Origin of the sequence: Dorea formicigenerans (assembly GCF_025150245.1) — a bacterium.
In the GTDB taxonomy this organism is placed as follows: Bacteria; Bacillota; Clostridia; order Lachnospirales; family Lachnospiraceae; genus Dorea; species Dorea formicigenerans.
This window is the reverse complement of record NZ_CP102279.1, coordinates 615,952-632,281: the sequence shown is the minus strand read 5'-3', so window position 1 is coordinate 632,281 and position 16,330 is coordinate 615,952. Positions and strand designations below refer to the sequence as shown.

The window sequence follows — 16,330 nt, the reverse complement described above, 5'->3', positions numbered from 1 at the left end:
GGGGCTGAACGCCTTAAATTTTAATTTTCTATTATCTTTCTTAGTTTTCTTAGGATTCTGGCTTTGCGTTTGTTCACAACGCTCTGGGTTATGCCTAACCTCGCCCCGACTTCACGCTCGGAAAGTCCGTCAAAAAAGATTGCCTGTATCAACTCCTGCTCACTATCCGACAACAAAGGCAGGGCGGCTTTCAGCCTGTCCACCATAACAGCATTGACAACGGTTTCCGCAATGTCCGCCGCTTCATCAGCGATAAAGTCCAGAGGATTCCCCTCGCTGTCCGTAAATCCGTCCAGAGATAGCAGGCTGTTCCTCGCATCTAATTTTTGCAGGTAACGCCACCGCTCCCTGTCACGGTAGAAGTCCGCATATTGCTCCCTTACGACTTCAAGCAGACAACCTTGGACGGGGATAAACAGCTTGTCCATATATCCCTTGTCGGCTTGCCTGCGGCGGCAGAAATCCGTATAGGACAGTTCCACATAGCCGCCGCTTTCTTTGATATATACTTTTCTTGGTGCGTATTTCACCGCTAATACCTCCAATCTGAATTTTTGAAATGTAAAAATCCAGATGGAGAGGCGGGGAGCGGCAACGCACACCAGAAACAGCCCTGCGGCACTTTCCAACAAAAAACGACAAAAGAAAAACCGCAAAGGCTCTGTGACCTTCACGGTTATGGGAAATACAAATTCTGTTGTATGGAGATTGTACTTCCACTTTCAAGGTGAGAAGTACCGCTGCACTGGCAGAAATTTTTTTAACTGGTTTCCTGCCATTCTCTGATATGCTATGTATTGATAAATTTTACTTCGTATGAGCAGATGAATAACCGCCCGAAAAAAGAACATAAAAAAATCCCTCCAAATTTAAAAACAAATTCAGAGGGTAATTTAGGGTATAACAAAATAACCCACCCGAATATCGTTTTTTTTATTTGGTGAGTTTGTTCTTTCAAATACGAAACAAAAAGAGCCGATGATTCGTGAATTGTTCCACAATTTCATCGGCTCTGCGTCTTAAGCGTCTGGCTCTTTGATGACAGTTATCTTCAAGTTGTCAACTTTAATCAAGCTTTCTTGTCTGCATTTTGGACAATAAAGGGGATAATTCTCCAAAACAGTGTCCTTCCTAATTTTATTACGGGTTTTGCTCCCACAAACAGGACACAATATCCATTCGCATTTCATCATAATTAGTCTCTAATCCTTTCAAATCTCATTTTATATGACTTTTGCAAGCTGTTAAGCTAACTTGTGGAACATATGCCGAACCTTATCTATACGGCTATTCGGGCGGCGGGGTTGGCAAATAAATTTACCAATAGCTGGCTGGTATCCTTTTAACTCTGTCAAGCAGACTCCCTGCCCATTTGTGAAATAAGTTAAATCGTTCCTGTATTCTTGAATACATCTGGCAGGGATTTCTCCTTTCAGAATGACCTCGTCATTCTTTACCTGAGTACTTACAATATCTGCACAATACCTTGGGGCATCATGATACGCCCGTGAGAGATATTCCTGCGGTGCATAAATTTCAAAGTGGAGATATGGCTCTAATAGTTCTGTCCCTGCTTTTTTTAAAGCCTGCTCCAATACGATAGGGGAAAGCAGCCGAAAGTCTGCGGGGGTACTTACAGGACTATAATACAATCCATATTCAAAACAGATTTTACAGTCTGTCACTTTCCATCCATACAGCCCCTGCTCGCAGCCATAAAGAACCCCCTCCATAACCGCATTTTGGAACGATTGGTTTAAATATCCAAGTGAAACTCTGCTTTCATACTGCACTCCGCTTCCAATAGGGAGCGGCTCTATGGACAACCCGACAGAAGCCCAGAAAGGATTTGGCGGGACTTCTATGTGGATGGTATATTCTGCTTTTCTAAGCGGTCTTTCCATATATATAACAGTAGGCTCTTTTATTTCTGCCTCCACATGGTATTTTTCCTCAAGGATGGCACAAATGACTTCCATCTGCACATTCCCCAAAAAAGAAAGTATAATCTCATGCGTTGTAGTATCCACATAATATTTTAAAAGAGGGTCGCCATCTGAAATTTCTGTAAGTGCCCCAAGCAATATTTCCCGCTGTTCAGATTTCTTTACTGCAATCGTTGTTTGGAGCATAGGGAGAGGATTTTCAATAAATTTTCTCTGCGGCAACAGCATTTCGTTCCCCAAAATACTGTTTAGCTGCAAAACATCATTTGGTAAAATTACAATATCACCAGAGCAGGCTGTATCGGATGAATATAATTCACCGTTTGTCGGAACACACATCTCTGTGATTTTTATTTTCTCTTTTTCAGATATTTTAATAACATCCCTCAAATGCAATGTTCCGCTATATATACGCACATAAACAAAACGCCGCCTTTTCTCTGAATATTCAATCTTAAAAACCTGCCCGCATAGTTCAGATTGACCTTCAGGCGTTGATGAATAAAACTTACTGGCAATCACTTCTATAAGCTGCCGAATCCCCAGATTGTTTTTAGCACTTCCGTGATAAACGGGAAATAACGTTCCGTTTTGGAATCTCCTGTTTTCTTCCTGTTCCAGTTCTGACATTTTAAACGGTTTCCCTGACATATATTTCTCTAATAGTTCATCGTTTCCCATAATTACCGCATCCCACTGTTCCATATCGTCATTGTCCGTTACATTTATATGGGGATGCTGCCCAACCTTTTGCTTCACTATAATTTCCGAAGAAAGCTTTGCTTTCATTTCTTGATATACCATTGGCAAATCAATCCCCTCTTGGTCAATTTTATTGATGAAAAAAATTGTCGGAATCTTCATTGTCTGTAGTGCATGAAACAGTATACGGGTCTGTGCCTGTATGCCATCCTTTGCAGAAACTAATAATACTGCTCCGTCTAATACGGATAAAGAACGGTATACTTCCGCCAAAAAATCCATATGGCCTGGCGTATCTATAATGTTGACTTTTACATCCTCCCACTGAAAAGATGTCACTGCTGTCTGGATAGTGATTCCCCTTTGACGCTCCAAATTCATTGTATCTGTCCTTGTTGTGCCTTTATCTACGCTCCCTGGTTCTGCAATTGCACCACTGGTATACAATAAACTCTCCGTTAATGTTGTCTTTCCTGCGTCAACGTGAGCCAGAATGCCTAAGTTAATTATTTTCATGTGATTTTCCTCCTATCAACACCCAAAAAAGGGCATAAAAATACCCAGTGATAAATACTCCTATCACTGGGTAAATAACTCCAATAGCCCCAAAACACTTATATGTTTTCGGGCATATAAAATTACATGATAAAAGTATTCTTAAACTGGGTACAAAAAACTAAGCCCCATATTAAAAGTGAAACGGGACTGCTACTTTTTGTTCCCACTATCAAATTGACAGTTTATTTAAGAATACCTTGCCGCATATTTATTAACTCCTTGTATAATACTGAATCTAATTATATTCCTTAACCCTTTATTTGTCAAGCTGACAAACTAAAGCAGAAAAAGCGGCAGGATTTCCCCCTGCCACTAATCATCTGTTTATGCAAAAATAATTTCCTTTTCCACAATCTCCCTCGCACAAGCCCTTATGTTATTGAGGCATCCTGTCCATTCTAAGGCGTTTTCTGCCTTTAGCTGTTCCGTTATGCCCTGTGCCTGTTTCATACCCTCTATGAGCCTTTCAAAGCGTTCCTGTGCCTGTCTGTCAATGTCGGCAAGGTAAGCGTTAAGTCTGCCGCTTGTAAGAAGATTGGTGTATGTAACTTTGCAGTGATGCTTCAGATAATCCAAATGCCGCTGTCCCCAGATGCCTATCGGCTGTTCTTCTTCGGCGGGTACAGTTAAGCACGGTATTAAATAATCGCCTTGCCTTTCGTATTTGCCGCCCATTTCCTCAAAAATTGTCTTTGCCATTGTCTGTTACCTCCACATTCTTTTTTATTTTGAATGTCCGCAAAATCCGTCCTACATCTCCCGGTCTCCACGGACAGTCCAGGTCATGAAGTGCCACCAGACGGTCCTGCACATTGGTGCCTGCGCCCATCTTGGCGGTGCTGCCCAAAAGGACACGCACCTGACCGGTACGGACTTTAGAGAACAACTCCTTTTTCCGCACTTCGGTGTTGGCTTCATGGATAAAAGCGATCTGGTCGGCAGGCATTCCCTGAGCAATGAGTTTCTGACGAATATCGTCATATACCGTAAAGACCGGTTCCTGCTCCGGCAGAGGCACAGCGCCTTCCAATGCGTGAAGCAATGGATTATCCAGCGTTTTCGCCGCTTTGCTTGCAAGAGCTTTTGCCTGCGGTGTAGAAATGTCGCAGAACACCAGCTGGGTCAGCTTGTCAGCTTCGCCATCCCGCCAGATCTGCATGATGTTGTCCACGCACTGATTGACCTTTGTGCCAGGTTCATCCGGCAGCATCTGGTTGACGATCCTCTGGTCCAGGCCCAGCTTACGGCCATCCGAGGTAATCTTGAGCATATTGTCCTGGGACGGGTCAACGGTTCCGCTGTGTACCAGCGATGCGCGCTCCGAAAGGGTCTTGACCATTTCCTGCTGATGTTCGGTAGGCTGCGCCACGATGTTGTGGTATTCCACCTCCGGGGTGGGCAGGTTCAGCTGATCGGCAGTCTTAATGTCGGCCACTTCTTTGAACAGGTTCATCAGCTCCGGCAGGTTAAAGAACTTGCTGAATCTCGTTCTTGCCCGGTAGCCGGTGCCTTCCGGTGCCAGCTCCAATGCTGTGACGGTCTCCCCAAATCGGGAAGCCCAACAGTCGAAGTGGGTCATGTTCAGTTCTTGCAGGCGTTCATACTGAAGATAACGCTGCATGGTGTAAAGCTCGGTCATGGAGTTGCTGACCGGGGTGCCGGTGGCAAAAATCACGCCACGGTTTCCGGTGATCTCATCCATATAGCGGCACTTGGCAAACATATCGGAGGATTTCTGCGCGTCCGATGTGGATAAACCTGCTACATTCCGCATTTTTGTGTATAGAAACAGGTTTTTATAGTTATGGGCCTCGTCCACAAACAGCCGATCCACACCCAGCTGCTCGAAGGTTACCACATCGTCTTTTCGTCCCTCGGCTTGCAGCTTTTCCAGTCTGGCTTCCAGAGACTTTCTGGTACGCTCCAGCTGCTTGACGGTAAAACGCTCTCCGCCACTGGCCTGTACCTCTGCAATCCCCTCAGTGATCTCGTCGATCTGTTCATAGAGAAGCCGTTCCTGACGCTCCCGGCTGATGGGGATACGCTCAAACTGGCTGTGTCCCATGATGATGGCATCATAATCACCCGTCGCAATACGAGCGCAGAACTTCTTTCGGTTATGAGTCTCAAAGTCCTTTTTTGTGGTGACTAAGATATTGGCGGAAGGATAGAGACGCAGAAACTCCGACGCCCACTGCTCGGTCAGATGGTTTGGAACAACAAAGAGAGATTTCTGGCATAAGCCCAGGCGTTTGGCTTCCATCGAAGCAGCTACCATCTCAAAAGTTTTGCCTGCGCCCACTTCATGTGCCAACAGGGTATTTCCTCCATACAGCACATGGGCGATGGCGCTTTTCTGGTGTTCCCGCAGGGTAATGGCCGGGTTCATGCCCCCAAAAGTGATATGGCTGCCATCATACTCGCGGGGACGGGTAGAGTTCATTTCTTCGTTGTACTGGCGCACCAAAGTCTGGCGGCGCTCCGGGTCTCTCCAGATCCAGTCCCTAAAGGCTTCCCGGATCGCCTGCTGTTTTTGAGCTGCCAGGGTGGTCTCCTTGGCGTTCAGAACCCGGCGCTCTTTTCCGTCTGCATCCTCTATGGTGTCATAGATGCGGACATCCCGCAGGTTCAGGCTGTCCTCTAAAATCTTGTAGGCATTGGCACGACTGGTCCCATAGGTGGTATAAGCTGCCACATCGTTGTAGGATACAGAAGATTTCCCCTTGATCTGCCATTCAGCGGTAAAGGACGAATAGTTGACCCCAATACTGCGCTGGAGATAAAACGGGGTATTAAAGGTCTCATACATAAATTGCTGGATATATTCCTTGTCAATCCAGGTAGCGCCCAGACGCACCTCAATCTCCGACGCATCCAGGTCTTTGGGCTGGGCGGCGGTAAGAGCTTCCACATTGACTGCATAAACCGGGTCCTGCTGTGCGGCCCGCTGCGCCTGACGCAGTTTGCGGCGTACATTGCCGGAGAGGTATTCATCAGCAGTCACATAATGAGGCGTTCCGTCCTGCTCCAACTGTCCCGGTACACGGAAGATCACGCCTTGCAGTTCTCCAGCCAGTGCTTCTTTTGTTTTTCCGGTAAGCTGGCTCATATAGTCCATATCCACGCAGGCTTTTTCCGAGATGGACACCGCCAGTGCTTCACTTGCCGTATCCACCACAGCCACCGCCTGATGGGGCTTGATGGTCCGCTTGGTGAACATATCTGCCTTACGTTCCAGTTTCCCGTCCTCGTCGATGACTTCCAGCGCACAGAGCAGGTAATAGGAAGAATCATCTGCATAGGCCAGTCGGTTTGCACGGTCATTGATGAGACCGTATTTGGCAGAAAAGCTGTCATAGAGCTGGTTCAGTTCCGACTGCTTCTCCCGAATGGTGCTGTCCGGAACCGCTGCATCCATCTGAAGGTCGATCAGTTCCTGCACACAATCACGCAGTCCCACAAGACCTTTTACACGGGCTTCGGCGGTGGCGTTGAGGTCAGGACGCACCATACGGCTGTTTTCCCGGTAGTACACCTGCCCGTCTACAATGGCATAGGAATAGTTCTTCACATTGGGGTCGGCAGGAATGGAGGTGTCAATAGCTTCGCCTTCGCCCAGCTCCGGCAGCTCTGCCTCCTGATAAGTGCCATGAATATACTTCACCGCATCATGCAGCTGGTCGGAAAGCTCCAGTCCCTCGATAGGGTTTACGGTGTAGTCCATACCATGAGCAGTGCTTACCGGCTCCTGTCTGCCCAGCACCATTTCCGGGTGGTCGATAAAATACCGGTTGATGGCAAATCCGTCCTCCGTCTGTCCGGTTTGAGTCCATTCCGGCACGATGTCCAGCGGGCGGTCCCGCTTTTGGAGGAAGATGATGTCTGATACCACCTCGGCACCGGCATTCTTTTTGAACGCGTCATTCGGCAGACGGATAGCCCCCAGCAGCTCGGCACGCTGGGCAAGATAGCGGCGCACGGTGGAATCCTTGGCGTCCATAGTATAGCGGGAGGTTACAAAAGCCACCACGCCGCCGGGACGCACCTGGTCCAGTGCTTTGGCGAAAAAGTAGTTGTGAATACTGAAATTCAGCTTGTTGTAGGCTTTGTCATTGACCTGATACTGACCGAAAGGTACATTGCCGATGGCAAGGTCAAAGAAGTCACGCCTATCGGTGGTCTCAAAGCCGCCTACTGTGATGTCCGCCTTGGGATAGAGCTGCTTTGCGATGCGCCCGGAAACAGGGTCCAGCTCCACGCCGTACAGACGGCTGTTTCGCATTTTCTCCGGCAGCATACCAAAGAAATTGCCCACACCCATAGACGGCTCCAGAATATTTCCGGTCTCAAATCCCATACGGTCCACCGCTTCATAGATGGCCTGAATGACCGTAGGGCTGGTGTAATGGGCGTTGAGGGTAGAGCTTCTGGCGGCGGCATATTCCTCCGGGGTCAGCAGTTCTTTTAGCTGGGCATACTCTAAAGCCCATACCGGTTTCTCCAGGTCAAACGCATCAGAGAGACCGCCCCAGCCCACGTATCGAGAAAGAACCTCCTGCTGTTCGGGGCTTGCCTGCTGTCCGGCAGCTTCCAGCTCTTTCAGCAAACGAATCGCATTGACATTTGCCTGGAACTTGGCTTTCGGACCGCCTTCACCCAAATGCTCATCGGTAATGCGGAAGTTTTTTGCATTGCGGCGCAGGTTAGCCTTGTATTCCTCATAAGATGCTTCCTCGGCAGCTTTGGCATTGGGAAAGGTCTGCCACTGGCCATTGACCTGAATGGAAACCGGGTGTTCATCCAACACTTCCTCAAAGGTTTTCTCCGGCTCTGTTACAGGGGCTGGCGGCTCCGGCTCCTCGATATGCAGCTGTTCCACCACCACATCATAAGGTAGATGGTTCTTATCGCCCGGATAGACGGCCATGGTCTCGGAATGGAAGGTCGGGGATTCGGTAGTCGGTTGGGGCTGTTCCTGTCCAAAACCGTCCTGCTGACGGGCATACATCCCGCGCAGCAAAGGCGCAACTTCATCCCAGCGGAAATACAGCATAGCCAGACGCTTTTCCTCTGCATCCATGACTTCCAGTTCTATGCCCTGTGCCGTGGTACGGTAATCGGCAATATCGCCGGTCTCCAGATTCAGTGTCTCGATCTCACCGGAATAGGCTCTGCTCAGCCAGTAGGCGATCTCGCTGTTGCTCCTGCCGGATTGCAGCAGCGTGAAAATCTGCTTTTTATCCGCTTCATCCATCAGTCCATGAGCCAATACATCCCGCAAGTCCTGATCTGCCTTGTCCGGGTCAATAGGAAGAAATTCGGTATAGTAAGCATTGCGGCGGTCTGCCCGAAGCAGCTGCTCGAACTGTTCTTTGCGCTCTGCCCGGTAGATGGGATATACCATCCCGGTGGGCAGAAGCTGTACGGTGTCCTCCCGCAGCTCGGTGATCTGATAGGCGTCATCCTCGATATACACGGTATCGCCCACGGCATAGACCGGGGCGGCTGGGTCATAGGAGGTTCTTTGCGGAATTGGGCGGCGAACTGCGTCATATTCCTCATCGGAAATGGAAACTTTGGAAGTCTGCTCTGTCTCGGCATCTGCGATCTGCCCTACATCCGACACCACCTGTTGGATAAATGGGTCATTGTCCAGTTTTTCCGGGTCTGCCACCTGTCCGTTGACAATCCCTCTTTCCTCCAGGGCTTCCCGGATGGCGATGGGGTCGATGTTGTCAAAACGTTCCTGTTCTTCTTCGGTATAGAACCGGTCCTCCTGAATCAGCTGGGCAAGCCTGCGCTGTACCTTCGGCCAGGGCAGCTGCGTTTCCTCCGGGCTTCCGGCACGGACAACGAACGGGATGTTGCTGCCACTGTATTCCTGAGCCAGCCATGCAGCGGTATCTTTCTCTCTTGCATGGTCTTTCATATAACGGACGACAGCATGTTTACTCTCGATATTGCCGTTCCATGCACAAATGGCAGTATCAATATCTTCCTGAGAAAGAGGGCGCAGAAGTTCATGGAGCTTTGGATAGGTTTCGTCGATCACTTCCCGGTGCAGTCGCTGTCGGAACTCCGGCACATCCGAATAGAGGCGAATCAGCTCCATATCCTTAGAACCAAGGACCGCACGGCGCACAGCGGCATTGCCCTCGATGACAGCATTTTCACGGTCAGAATGCCCGCAGGCATTGCGGTATGCGGCATCCTCGGAAATGGCGGCAGTCACCACAGTCTTATACTGCTCAAACTGCTCCCGAAGGGTAGGCTTTGGCGTTTCTTTCTCCACCTCCGGCTGCTGGGCTTGAATAGCATCTTCTTCGGCCAGTTCCTGTTCAGCCTGGATTTTGTCATACTGCGCCTGTTCCTGTTCGGTAAGATAGCGGCCTTTCTGGACAAGAGAGGTAATGCGCTTGGCAACCTTTTCCCAGTTCAAGTGAACATCCGGGCAGTCCTGCTTTTTATAGTGCAACCCTTTCCCGTCGTGATCTTCGCCGCTGTGTGTTGCGCCGGACAGGGCATGAGAGCGTCCGCCAATGCCATACTCGTCTTTGAGGAATCTCACTTTTTCCTTATCCGTATGGTTTTCCATGAAGAACGCATAGATACGGCCTTTTCCTCCGGCAAAACTGCTACCGCCGGTCATGGCGGCGTCGATCTCATCCTCGGTAATAAAGTGCTGGACGGTTGGCACTTGGGAAAGCTCTGAAGAAAAGGTCCTGCGTGGAAGGTCAAGGTCCTTCAGGTTCTCCCAGATCTCCCTCGGTCTATGATAGTGAAAACGCAACAGGTCACGGTCCTGCTGATAGGCAGTCCAGAAGGCAGCGTATTCTTCCTTGAGGGTCTGGCGGAAAGCCGGTTCACTCAGCTGCTCCATCAGGTGGCGGGTCTCCTCCGGGAAACCATTGCCTTTGATCTCTGACAGGCAGGACAAATATCCGGCTTCTCTGGCATCCTCACTGAGATCGTGATACAGATACCAGAGCTTTTCTGCAAGGAGGGATCGTTCATAGCCTGCCACTTCTGCAAGCTCCACATTGGAGGCAAACTGGCCGCTCTCCAAAAGCTCCCCGATACGCTCTGCGGCGCTCTCCCAGGAAATGACCTGGGCAGACCTGTCATAACGGACAGACTTCCCGTGGGAAAGATGGATACCATCCTCGGCATACCATGCGCTCACACTGCCAAGGCCATTGCCGCCGTGGTACAGCGTTTTCAGTATCTCGGCAATCTCAGCGGTGGTTTTCTGCTTTTCAAAGGCTGCAACCACACGCTCCCTTTGACGGTCTGTATTGCCGCCCAAACGCAGCACATGGTCGATGTCATTTTGGGCAAAAGAAAAAGCAGAGGATGTATGCGCTACATTCTCTGCTTCATCTATGGATTGGATCTGTTCCGCTTCGGAGAGGAACAGGTTTAGAGTCAGCTGTTGATAAGCTCCGCCATCAGGATTTCCTCGGCCTGAGCTTTGCAGGTGTTCATCAGCCCCACCCACTTCATGGGATCGCTGGCTTTCAGTTCCTCGGTGGCTCCCGCTTTCTTCGTCAGCTGGGGCATCATCTGCTCCAGTCTGCTCTGGGCGGTCTCGTCGATCTCCAGAAGGTGCGGGTACAGCTTCTCGCTCAGCAACATCTGGTTGTAGAGGATGGGACGGTGTTCCTTCAGGTAGGTTTTCCTCATCCTGCCGTACTTGCCCAGGGGTTTCTCCGGCTGCTGGCTCAGCTTCAGGTCGGGAATCAGATAGTCTCCGTTCTGGATATAGGTCATGGGATTGTTCATCTTGTTTGCTCCTTTCTTGGTTGGCTTCGCGCTCTGCATTTCGGACGGTAACGCCGATCTGCCGCAGCACCTGCTGGTTGATCTGGCTGACCGCTGTTCCCAGCGCTCCGATGGTTGCCGGAGTATTGAAATCAAAGATCGCCATGAAATCTTCGTGGTCGAAGTAGCGTTCCGGTTCCAGTCCACAGCGGGACATCAAAGCATAAGTGATACTGACGGTGGCTGCTGCCTTGAACTGTACTCCGATGTTAAACTCATCATATTCCTCCAAAAAGGAACCGTCAACGATATAGAAGAAGTCCTGCTGATGCTCCGTCCAGTATTCCTCAGCCAGTTTTCCGGCTACCTCGGTGAGCTGTCCGGCAAGGTCATCACCGGAAACATCATAGGTGCGCTCAAGCATGGCCTGCACCGAATCCAAATGGCGCTCCTCCAGCTGCCACAGCCAGGGAGTGCGGGAATGTTCACGGGTTCCGGTGTCGGAAATATCAAAAACATAGCGCAGGCGGGGCCTGTCCCCGGAATCGTCCACCAGAGCAATTCCCTTGGAGCCGCGCCTTACATACCGGCCCATCTTTTCATTCCACAAATCGTACTCTGCACAGGCGGTGGCGTCCGGACGCTGGGCGTAGATCATCAACTGCTCATGGAACGGGTACTTGTAAAGGCGGGAAGCAGTGGTGAGAAACCCTGCCCATTCCTGCCAGCTCCCCGTGAGCTGCGTTGTCACCTTCTCCGCCATCTGTGCATATAGTTCAGCTTTGGTTGGCATAGTGTTCTGTCCTCCTTTCAGTTTTGGGGTAAAAAGGTGGGGTGGCATATTGCCACCCCATCCCTGCGATTATGGTGTTTACTGGTCAAAATCCGGATACAACTCCAGCTCGGCAAACTCGGCATCACTCATGGCCTGGAGCTTGCCCAGTGCGCTGTCTGTCAACTCCCGCAGCTCGGTTTCCTCCGGGGCCAGCTCGCCGCGCATCTCACGCAGGCTGTCGATCAGTCCGGTGCGGCTGCCGGTATTGTAAATGCACATCAGGTTCATTTCCTCAAAAGTAAAGTTTCCCATATCAAATCTCCCTTTCCGCACTCTTTTTTGGCGCTATCTTTTTGTGTTCTGCCTTGGGCTGGCTTTTCAGCTGCTCCATGACGGACTTTTTCTTTTCCCGTTCCTCCCGATGGGCAGCGGCAGCCAAATCCATGAGGAAAATGGGCTGACCGTTGCGGGCCTGCTGTTCCAGCTCTGCCACCGTAGGCTCTTTTGCGCCATTGTTGATGATACCGTCGATCATGCCGTAATCGTCCTCCACGGCCATCTCCGCATTTTTCAGCGGATTTTCCGGCAGGAATCCGGGGATCTGGGTAAAACCAACACTGTCACAGTAATGACAGGATACCTTACCGTCCTGCTTGATCGCAACGATGTCACTGACACTCATAGAAGGACTGTGAAAATCCGCCGGCTTTTGCAGATTAAACTGCTCATATAGTTTTTCCAGCTGCTCCGGTACCGTGCCAGACTCCCTCAGCGGAGCTGTGTAAATGAGGTCATAATTGCTGCGGTCTATGGAAATGTCATGGGACTTTAACCAATCCAGATTCATAAAGCGCACATTCTGCGGATCGTCACGGCTCACCTGATAGATAGCAAAGCAATCTCTGTTCTGGGATAGAAATGCCTGTTCGCGTTCCTGCTGATGTTCCTGACGCTCCATGACCTTTTCGTGGAACTGAGGGCTTTTCTCCCATTCCTCACGGTCCACGCCAAAAAGACCGCCATGATCCATGATTTCCTGCGGGTCAAACACCATGCTCTCCGTATTGTCCTCATGCAGCACATAGACGGTCAAACCAGCGGCATCCAGTTCCAGCGCCCGTTCTCTGGTGACAGGGAGCATCCCATCATAGAAGTAGCCGTATTCCTGCATATCCGGTGTGGATACCTGCTCATCAGGCATAGGGTATTCATCCAGCGCCTGCTCTTGTGCTTCCGGCAGCTGAGAAGAAGCAGCCATCTGACTGGCCTCTGCCTGCATCTGCTGGTAGGCAGCTTCCTGCAAGGTCTCAATCATGGACAACGGTGCGTATTTTACCGAGTCTCTGCCCAAATCGTTGTCATCACAAATCTGGAGAACTGCCTTCATGCGGGAAATCTCCGGCATATCCAGCTGACCACCATCCAACTCTTTCATGGACGCGGCATCGTAAAGGGTATAGTCCCAGCCGCTGTCACAGGGCTGGATATGAAGATAGGTGGCATTGTCGATCAGAAACAAAGCCTCCTGCTGATTGGCGTCCGCCCCCAGCACTTCCATTTCCGGCATTGCCGCAGCCAATTCCTTTACCGCTTTTTGCACCAGAGGATTATCACGGTAATAGTCGATTGCCTGGATGGTGTCCAGGTCAATGGTCTGGCCGGTCAAAATCGGAAAAGGTCCTTCATAGTCGCTTCCGTCTTTCAGCTCAAAACCAATGCCCTTTATCCCGTTCATTCGTCCTGCCGGAATCTCCTGATAAATGCGGATTGCTTCCTCCAAAGACAGGTTATCGTGGTATTCTCCGAGGTTTGGAAATTCCATGCACTCTGCTACATAGTAGGTCAGATCGCCGGTCTGCTGTCTATCAGATACCTTAGCGGCATCTTCTGTCTGCTCTATCGGGGCGGGTTCCGGCTCTACCTTTGCATGAGGGTCGATTCCGCGCTCTTTGCAGATTTCCTTATAGTGGCGCTCAATGTCGGAGATCAAAGTGCCGGAGGTTTTGTTGATGGTCTCCAAACTGGCTCTCAGTTCTTTCAGCTCCTTGCCTTGACTCCAACTGGCAATATAGCCAAAGCTGTTTTCTCCTGTCTCGATGCCAAAATATTTGCAGACTGCATAGGAGATGCTTTCAGCCTCCACTTCTTCCGTGTGACGGTTTTTGATTGCCTGTTTTTCTGCGGTTGCATCTTCCTCAACTGCAAGACGCCATTCAAACTGATTTTCGTCCACATAACGCCAATCCATATCAGAAGCAAACTGTTCGGCTTCTTTTTCTGTGGCAAAATCCAACTTGAAATCATGCTTGGTTCCACCTTCACTCTCCAGCACAACCTTCCATGACGGTAGCATTTCATATTTTTTAGGGTCATGGAGCTTGCTGTGGGCAATCTCATGAACCGTGGCCGAAACTGTCTGCACCTCACTCATGCCCTGACGAATAGCGATTTTCTGATGATCGGCAGAAAAATAGCCGTCCGTATCGGCGGCCATTGCTTCAAAAGTGATCGGCACCGGCGCACTGCGGCGCAGAGCCTCCATAAACACCTCATAATTTGGCACATTGCCGGAAAGGGAGGAAGCAAGCTCCGGCAAAGGTTTCCCGTCGGTCTGGCTCACATCAAAGACCTTGACCGGGCGGAACATGGGAATCTCAATTTCTTTTTCCTCTGTGACGATCTTTCCGTCTTTATCCAGAATCGGAGCCTTGGTATCTGGGTCCAGCTTCTGCTCCTCGATTTTCTTCTTATACGGTGTTGGGGCAATGATGGTAATGCCATGCTCGCCCTTTTTTACATGACGCTCAAACTGGTCTTTCCACTTATTGTATCCGGCTACCAATGTGGCGTCCGGCTTCTGCATATAGATGAGCATGGTGTTGTTTACCGAATAGCGGTGGAAGCGGGACATGACGGACAGATAGCGCATATACTTTTCACTCTCAAACAGTTCTTTGATACCCTGCTCGATGCCATCTGTGATTTCCCTTAGCCGTTCTCGATTGGTGGGTTTATTCTCAGCCATGATTTTCAATCTCCTTTCCAAGTGTGTGATTTCCGCTGTGTGTTCTGCAATCCATGCCTTTTGTTCTTCTTCACTTTCATAAAGAAAAAGGTCCAGCAGGTACTCTACATAGGCTTTCTTCTGGATTGCTTCTACAAAACGGGGGTGCGGTTCTTCCTCCGGTGTCCTGGGAGAACGGTCGACCTCCCATTTTTTCAGCAGATAGTAGTAATCGGACAGCACGCGATAACAGCGCTGTCGATTCTCCCGAAACTTCTGTGCCTCGGTTTTTTGCCGGACATATCTCCTGCGGGGCGGGGCCTGACTGTCATAGATCAGGCCAAAGTCCTGTGCCAGTTTCTCCGCCGCTTCTTTTGGGGAGAGGTTAAAGAGCTTTGCGGTAAAGTCGATCACATCCCCATCTGCACCGCAGCCAAAGCAGTGGAACCGCTGGTCTACCTTCATGCTGGGGTTCTTATCATCGTGGAAGGGACAGCAGGCCATGCCATTTCGTTTGACCTCGATCCCATAAAACTCTGCCGCTTCTCTGGTGCTGACCGACTGCTTGACTGCTTCAAATACATTCTCTGCCATGTGCCTTTAACTGCCGGACTTTTTCACAGGGGGCTGGTATCCGGCGGCTTTCGCACGCTCACTGGCAGCTTTGCGGCGCTCGGCGCTGTATGGCTCCCGGACTGATACACACCGCTTGGGGACGGTAAAGTTATGGGCGTCCTTTCGGGTGATCTGGTCGGGGTTCTTTTTTGCCAGCAGTTCCAGCTTCTCCATCAGACGGGGATCGTGGGTGTAGACCTCAGCCATTGGTTCTGCCTGGTTATAGAGGAGAATGGTTTCCCGTTCCACTAAAGAGAGCTTCATCGGCTGCCTCCTTTCCGCTGGTCAAATTCCAGCTTGAAGTTAGCATACTGTCCATCGTCCTCCAAAACCACAGTGGCATCGTAGGTCTTGCCGGTTTTCTCCGAATATAGCCCCGTCACACGGACACGGCCATCGTTCAGCAGCGCAGACACCACGGCCTTGGTCGGCTGTTTTTTCTTGGCAGCCCACCATTTGTTGTTTTTCCAGATTGCAAATCTGCAAGAATCATTCTGACAGAAGAAGCCTTTTTGCAGTTCTGCAACTCCCCCACCGCAGCGAGGGCATTTGCCCACCACCTCGTGGGGCGGAGTGAACAGGTACTCAGTTCCCTTGATGACCTGATAAGTCCCCACCAGATCTTTCAGCATGGCACTGATACCGTCTAAAAACTCCTCCGGGGCAAGCTGCCTGCGCTCGATCTCGCCCAGGCGATACTCCCACTCGGCAGTCAGAAGCGGCGATTGCAGCTGTTCCGGCAAGACTGTGATAAGGGAAACTGCATCGTGGGAAGGAAGAAGCTGCACCGTTTTTCTGTTCTTTTTTCGTTCCAGAAAACCGGCAGATACCAGCTTTTCCAAAATACCGGCACGGGTGGCCGGTGTCCCCAGACCTTTTCGCTCGGCGTCCTCCGGCATATTCTCTTTTCCGGCAGTCTCCATTGCGGACAACAAGGTATCCTCTGAAAGCTTTTGTCAAGGGGGTGCG

10 protein-coding genes and 1 pseudogene are annotated in these 16,330 nt (G+C 50.3%); 1 reads left to right on the top strand and 10 read right to left on the bottom strand.

Features of this window, described 5'->3' with window-relative positions:
- Positions 1 to 20 precede the first annotated feature (20 nt).
- The 6 genes from NQ560_RS03175 to NQ560_RS03150 all read right to left on the bottom strand — a co-directional run bounded on the left by NQ560_RS03175 (position 21) and on the right by NQ560_RS03150 (position 10,976).
- A complete protein-coding gene (locus NQ560_RS03175) occupies positions 21 to 530 on the bottom strand; it encodes a sigma-70 family RNA polymerase sigma factor (RefSeq protein WP_000872511.1) in 510 nt (169 codons plus the stop codon).
- A gap of 489 nt (positions 531 to 1,019) precedes the next feature.
- Complete coding sequence (locus NQ560_RS03170) at positions 1,020 to 1,190, bottom strand: cysteine-rich KTR domain-containing protein (protein WP_223213393.1); 171 nt, start codon at positions 1,188 to 1,190, stop codon at positions 1,020 to 1,022.
- Positions 1,191 to 1,244: 54 nt separating this feature from the next.
- Positions 1,245 to 3,164, bottom strand: coding sequence for a tetracycline resistance ribosomal protection protein Tet(O) (gene tet(O) / locus NQ560_RS03165; RefSeq protein ID WP_000691759.1), 1,920 nt, complete (start codon positions 3,162 to 3,164; stop codon positions 1,245 to 1,247).
- Positions 3,165 to 3,530: 366 nt separating this feature from the next.
- The gene (locus NQ560_RS03160) at positions 3,531 to 3,905 is read right to left on the bottom strand and encodes a TnpV protein (protein ID WP_001140406.1); all 375 of its coding nucleotides are present in this window, start codon (positions 3,903 to 3,905) and stop codon (positions 3,531 to 3,533) included.
- Positions 3,886 to 10,704 (bottom strand): SNF2-related protein, encoded by a 6,819-nt coding sequence (locus tag NQ560_RS03155; protein ID WP_330666820.1) that lies wholly within the window; start codon positions 10,702 to 10,704, stop codon positions 3,886 to 3,888. The genes NQ560_RS03160 and NQ560_RS03155 overlap by 20 nt, the downstream gene beginning before the upstream one ends.
- Positions 10,632 to 10,976 (bottom strand): TnpV protein, encoded by a 345-nt coding sequence (locus tag NQ560_RS03150; RefSeq protein WP_457769326.1) that lies wholly within the window; start codon positions 10,974 to 10,976, stop codon positions 10,632 to 10,634. The genes NQ560_RS03155 and NQ560_RS03150 overlap by 73 nt, the downstream gene beginning before the upstream one ends.
- On the opposite strand from NQ560_RS03150, the gene NQ560_RS03145 reads away from it, so the two are divergent.
- Positions 10,975 to 11,742, top strand: a complete 768-nt coding sequence (locus NQ560_RS03145) for a hypothetical protein (RefSeq protein WP_227970470.1) — start codon at positions 10,975 to 10,977, stop codon at positions 11,740 to 11,742. The genes NQ560_RS03150 and NQ560_RS03145 overlap by 2 nt on opposite strands.
- Before the next feature lie 96 nt (positions 11,743 to 11,838).
- On the opposite strand, the gene NQ560_RS03140 is transcribed toward NQ560_RS03145, so the two are convergent.
- The 4 genes and pseudogenes from NQ560_RS03140 to NQ560_RS03125 form a co-directional block, all read right to left on the bottom strand.
- Entirely contained in the window at positions 11,839 to 12,054 is a 216-nt protein-coding gene (locus NQ560_RS03140; RefSeq protein WP_002576226.1) for a transposon-transfer assisting family protein, read from the bottom strand.
- A gap of 1 nt (position 12,055) precedes the next feature.
- Positions 12,056 to 15,340, bottom strand: a complete 3,285-nt coding sequence (locus NQ560_RS03135; protein ID WP_005335829.1) for a YodL domain-containing protein — start codon at positions 15,338 to 15,340, stop codon at positions 12,056 to 12,058.
- A gap of 6 nt (positions 15,341 to 15,346) precedes the next feature.
- Positions 15,347 to 15,625 carry a hypothetical protein gene (locus NQ560_RS03130; RefSeq protein ID WP_005335831.1) on the bottom strand — a complete coding sequence of 93 codons (279 nt, stop codon included), beginning with the start codon at positions 15,623 to 15,625 and terminating at the stop codon, positions 15,347 to 15,349.
- Positions 15,622 to 16,317, bottom strand: a pseudogene (locus NQ560_RS03125) (DNA topoisomerase); the annotation flags it as partial. The pseudogene NQ560_RS03125 and the gene NQ560_RS03130, both read right to left, overlap by 4 nt.
- Between the last annotated feature and the right edge of the window lie 13 nt (positions 16,318 to 16,330).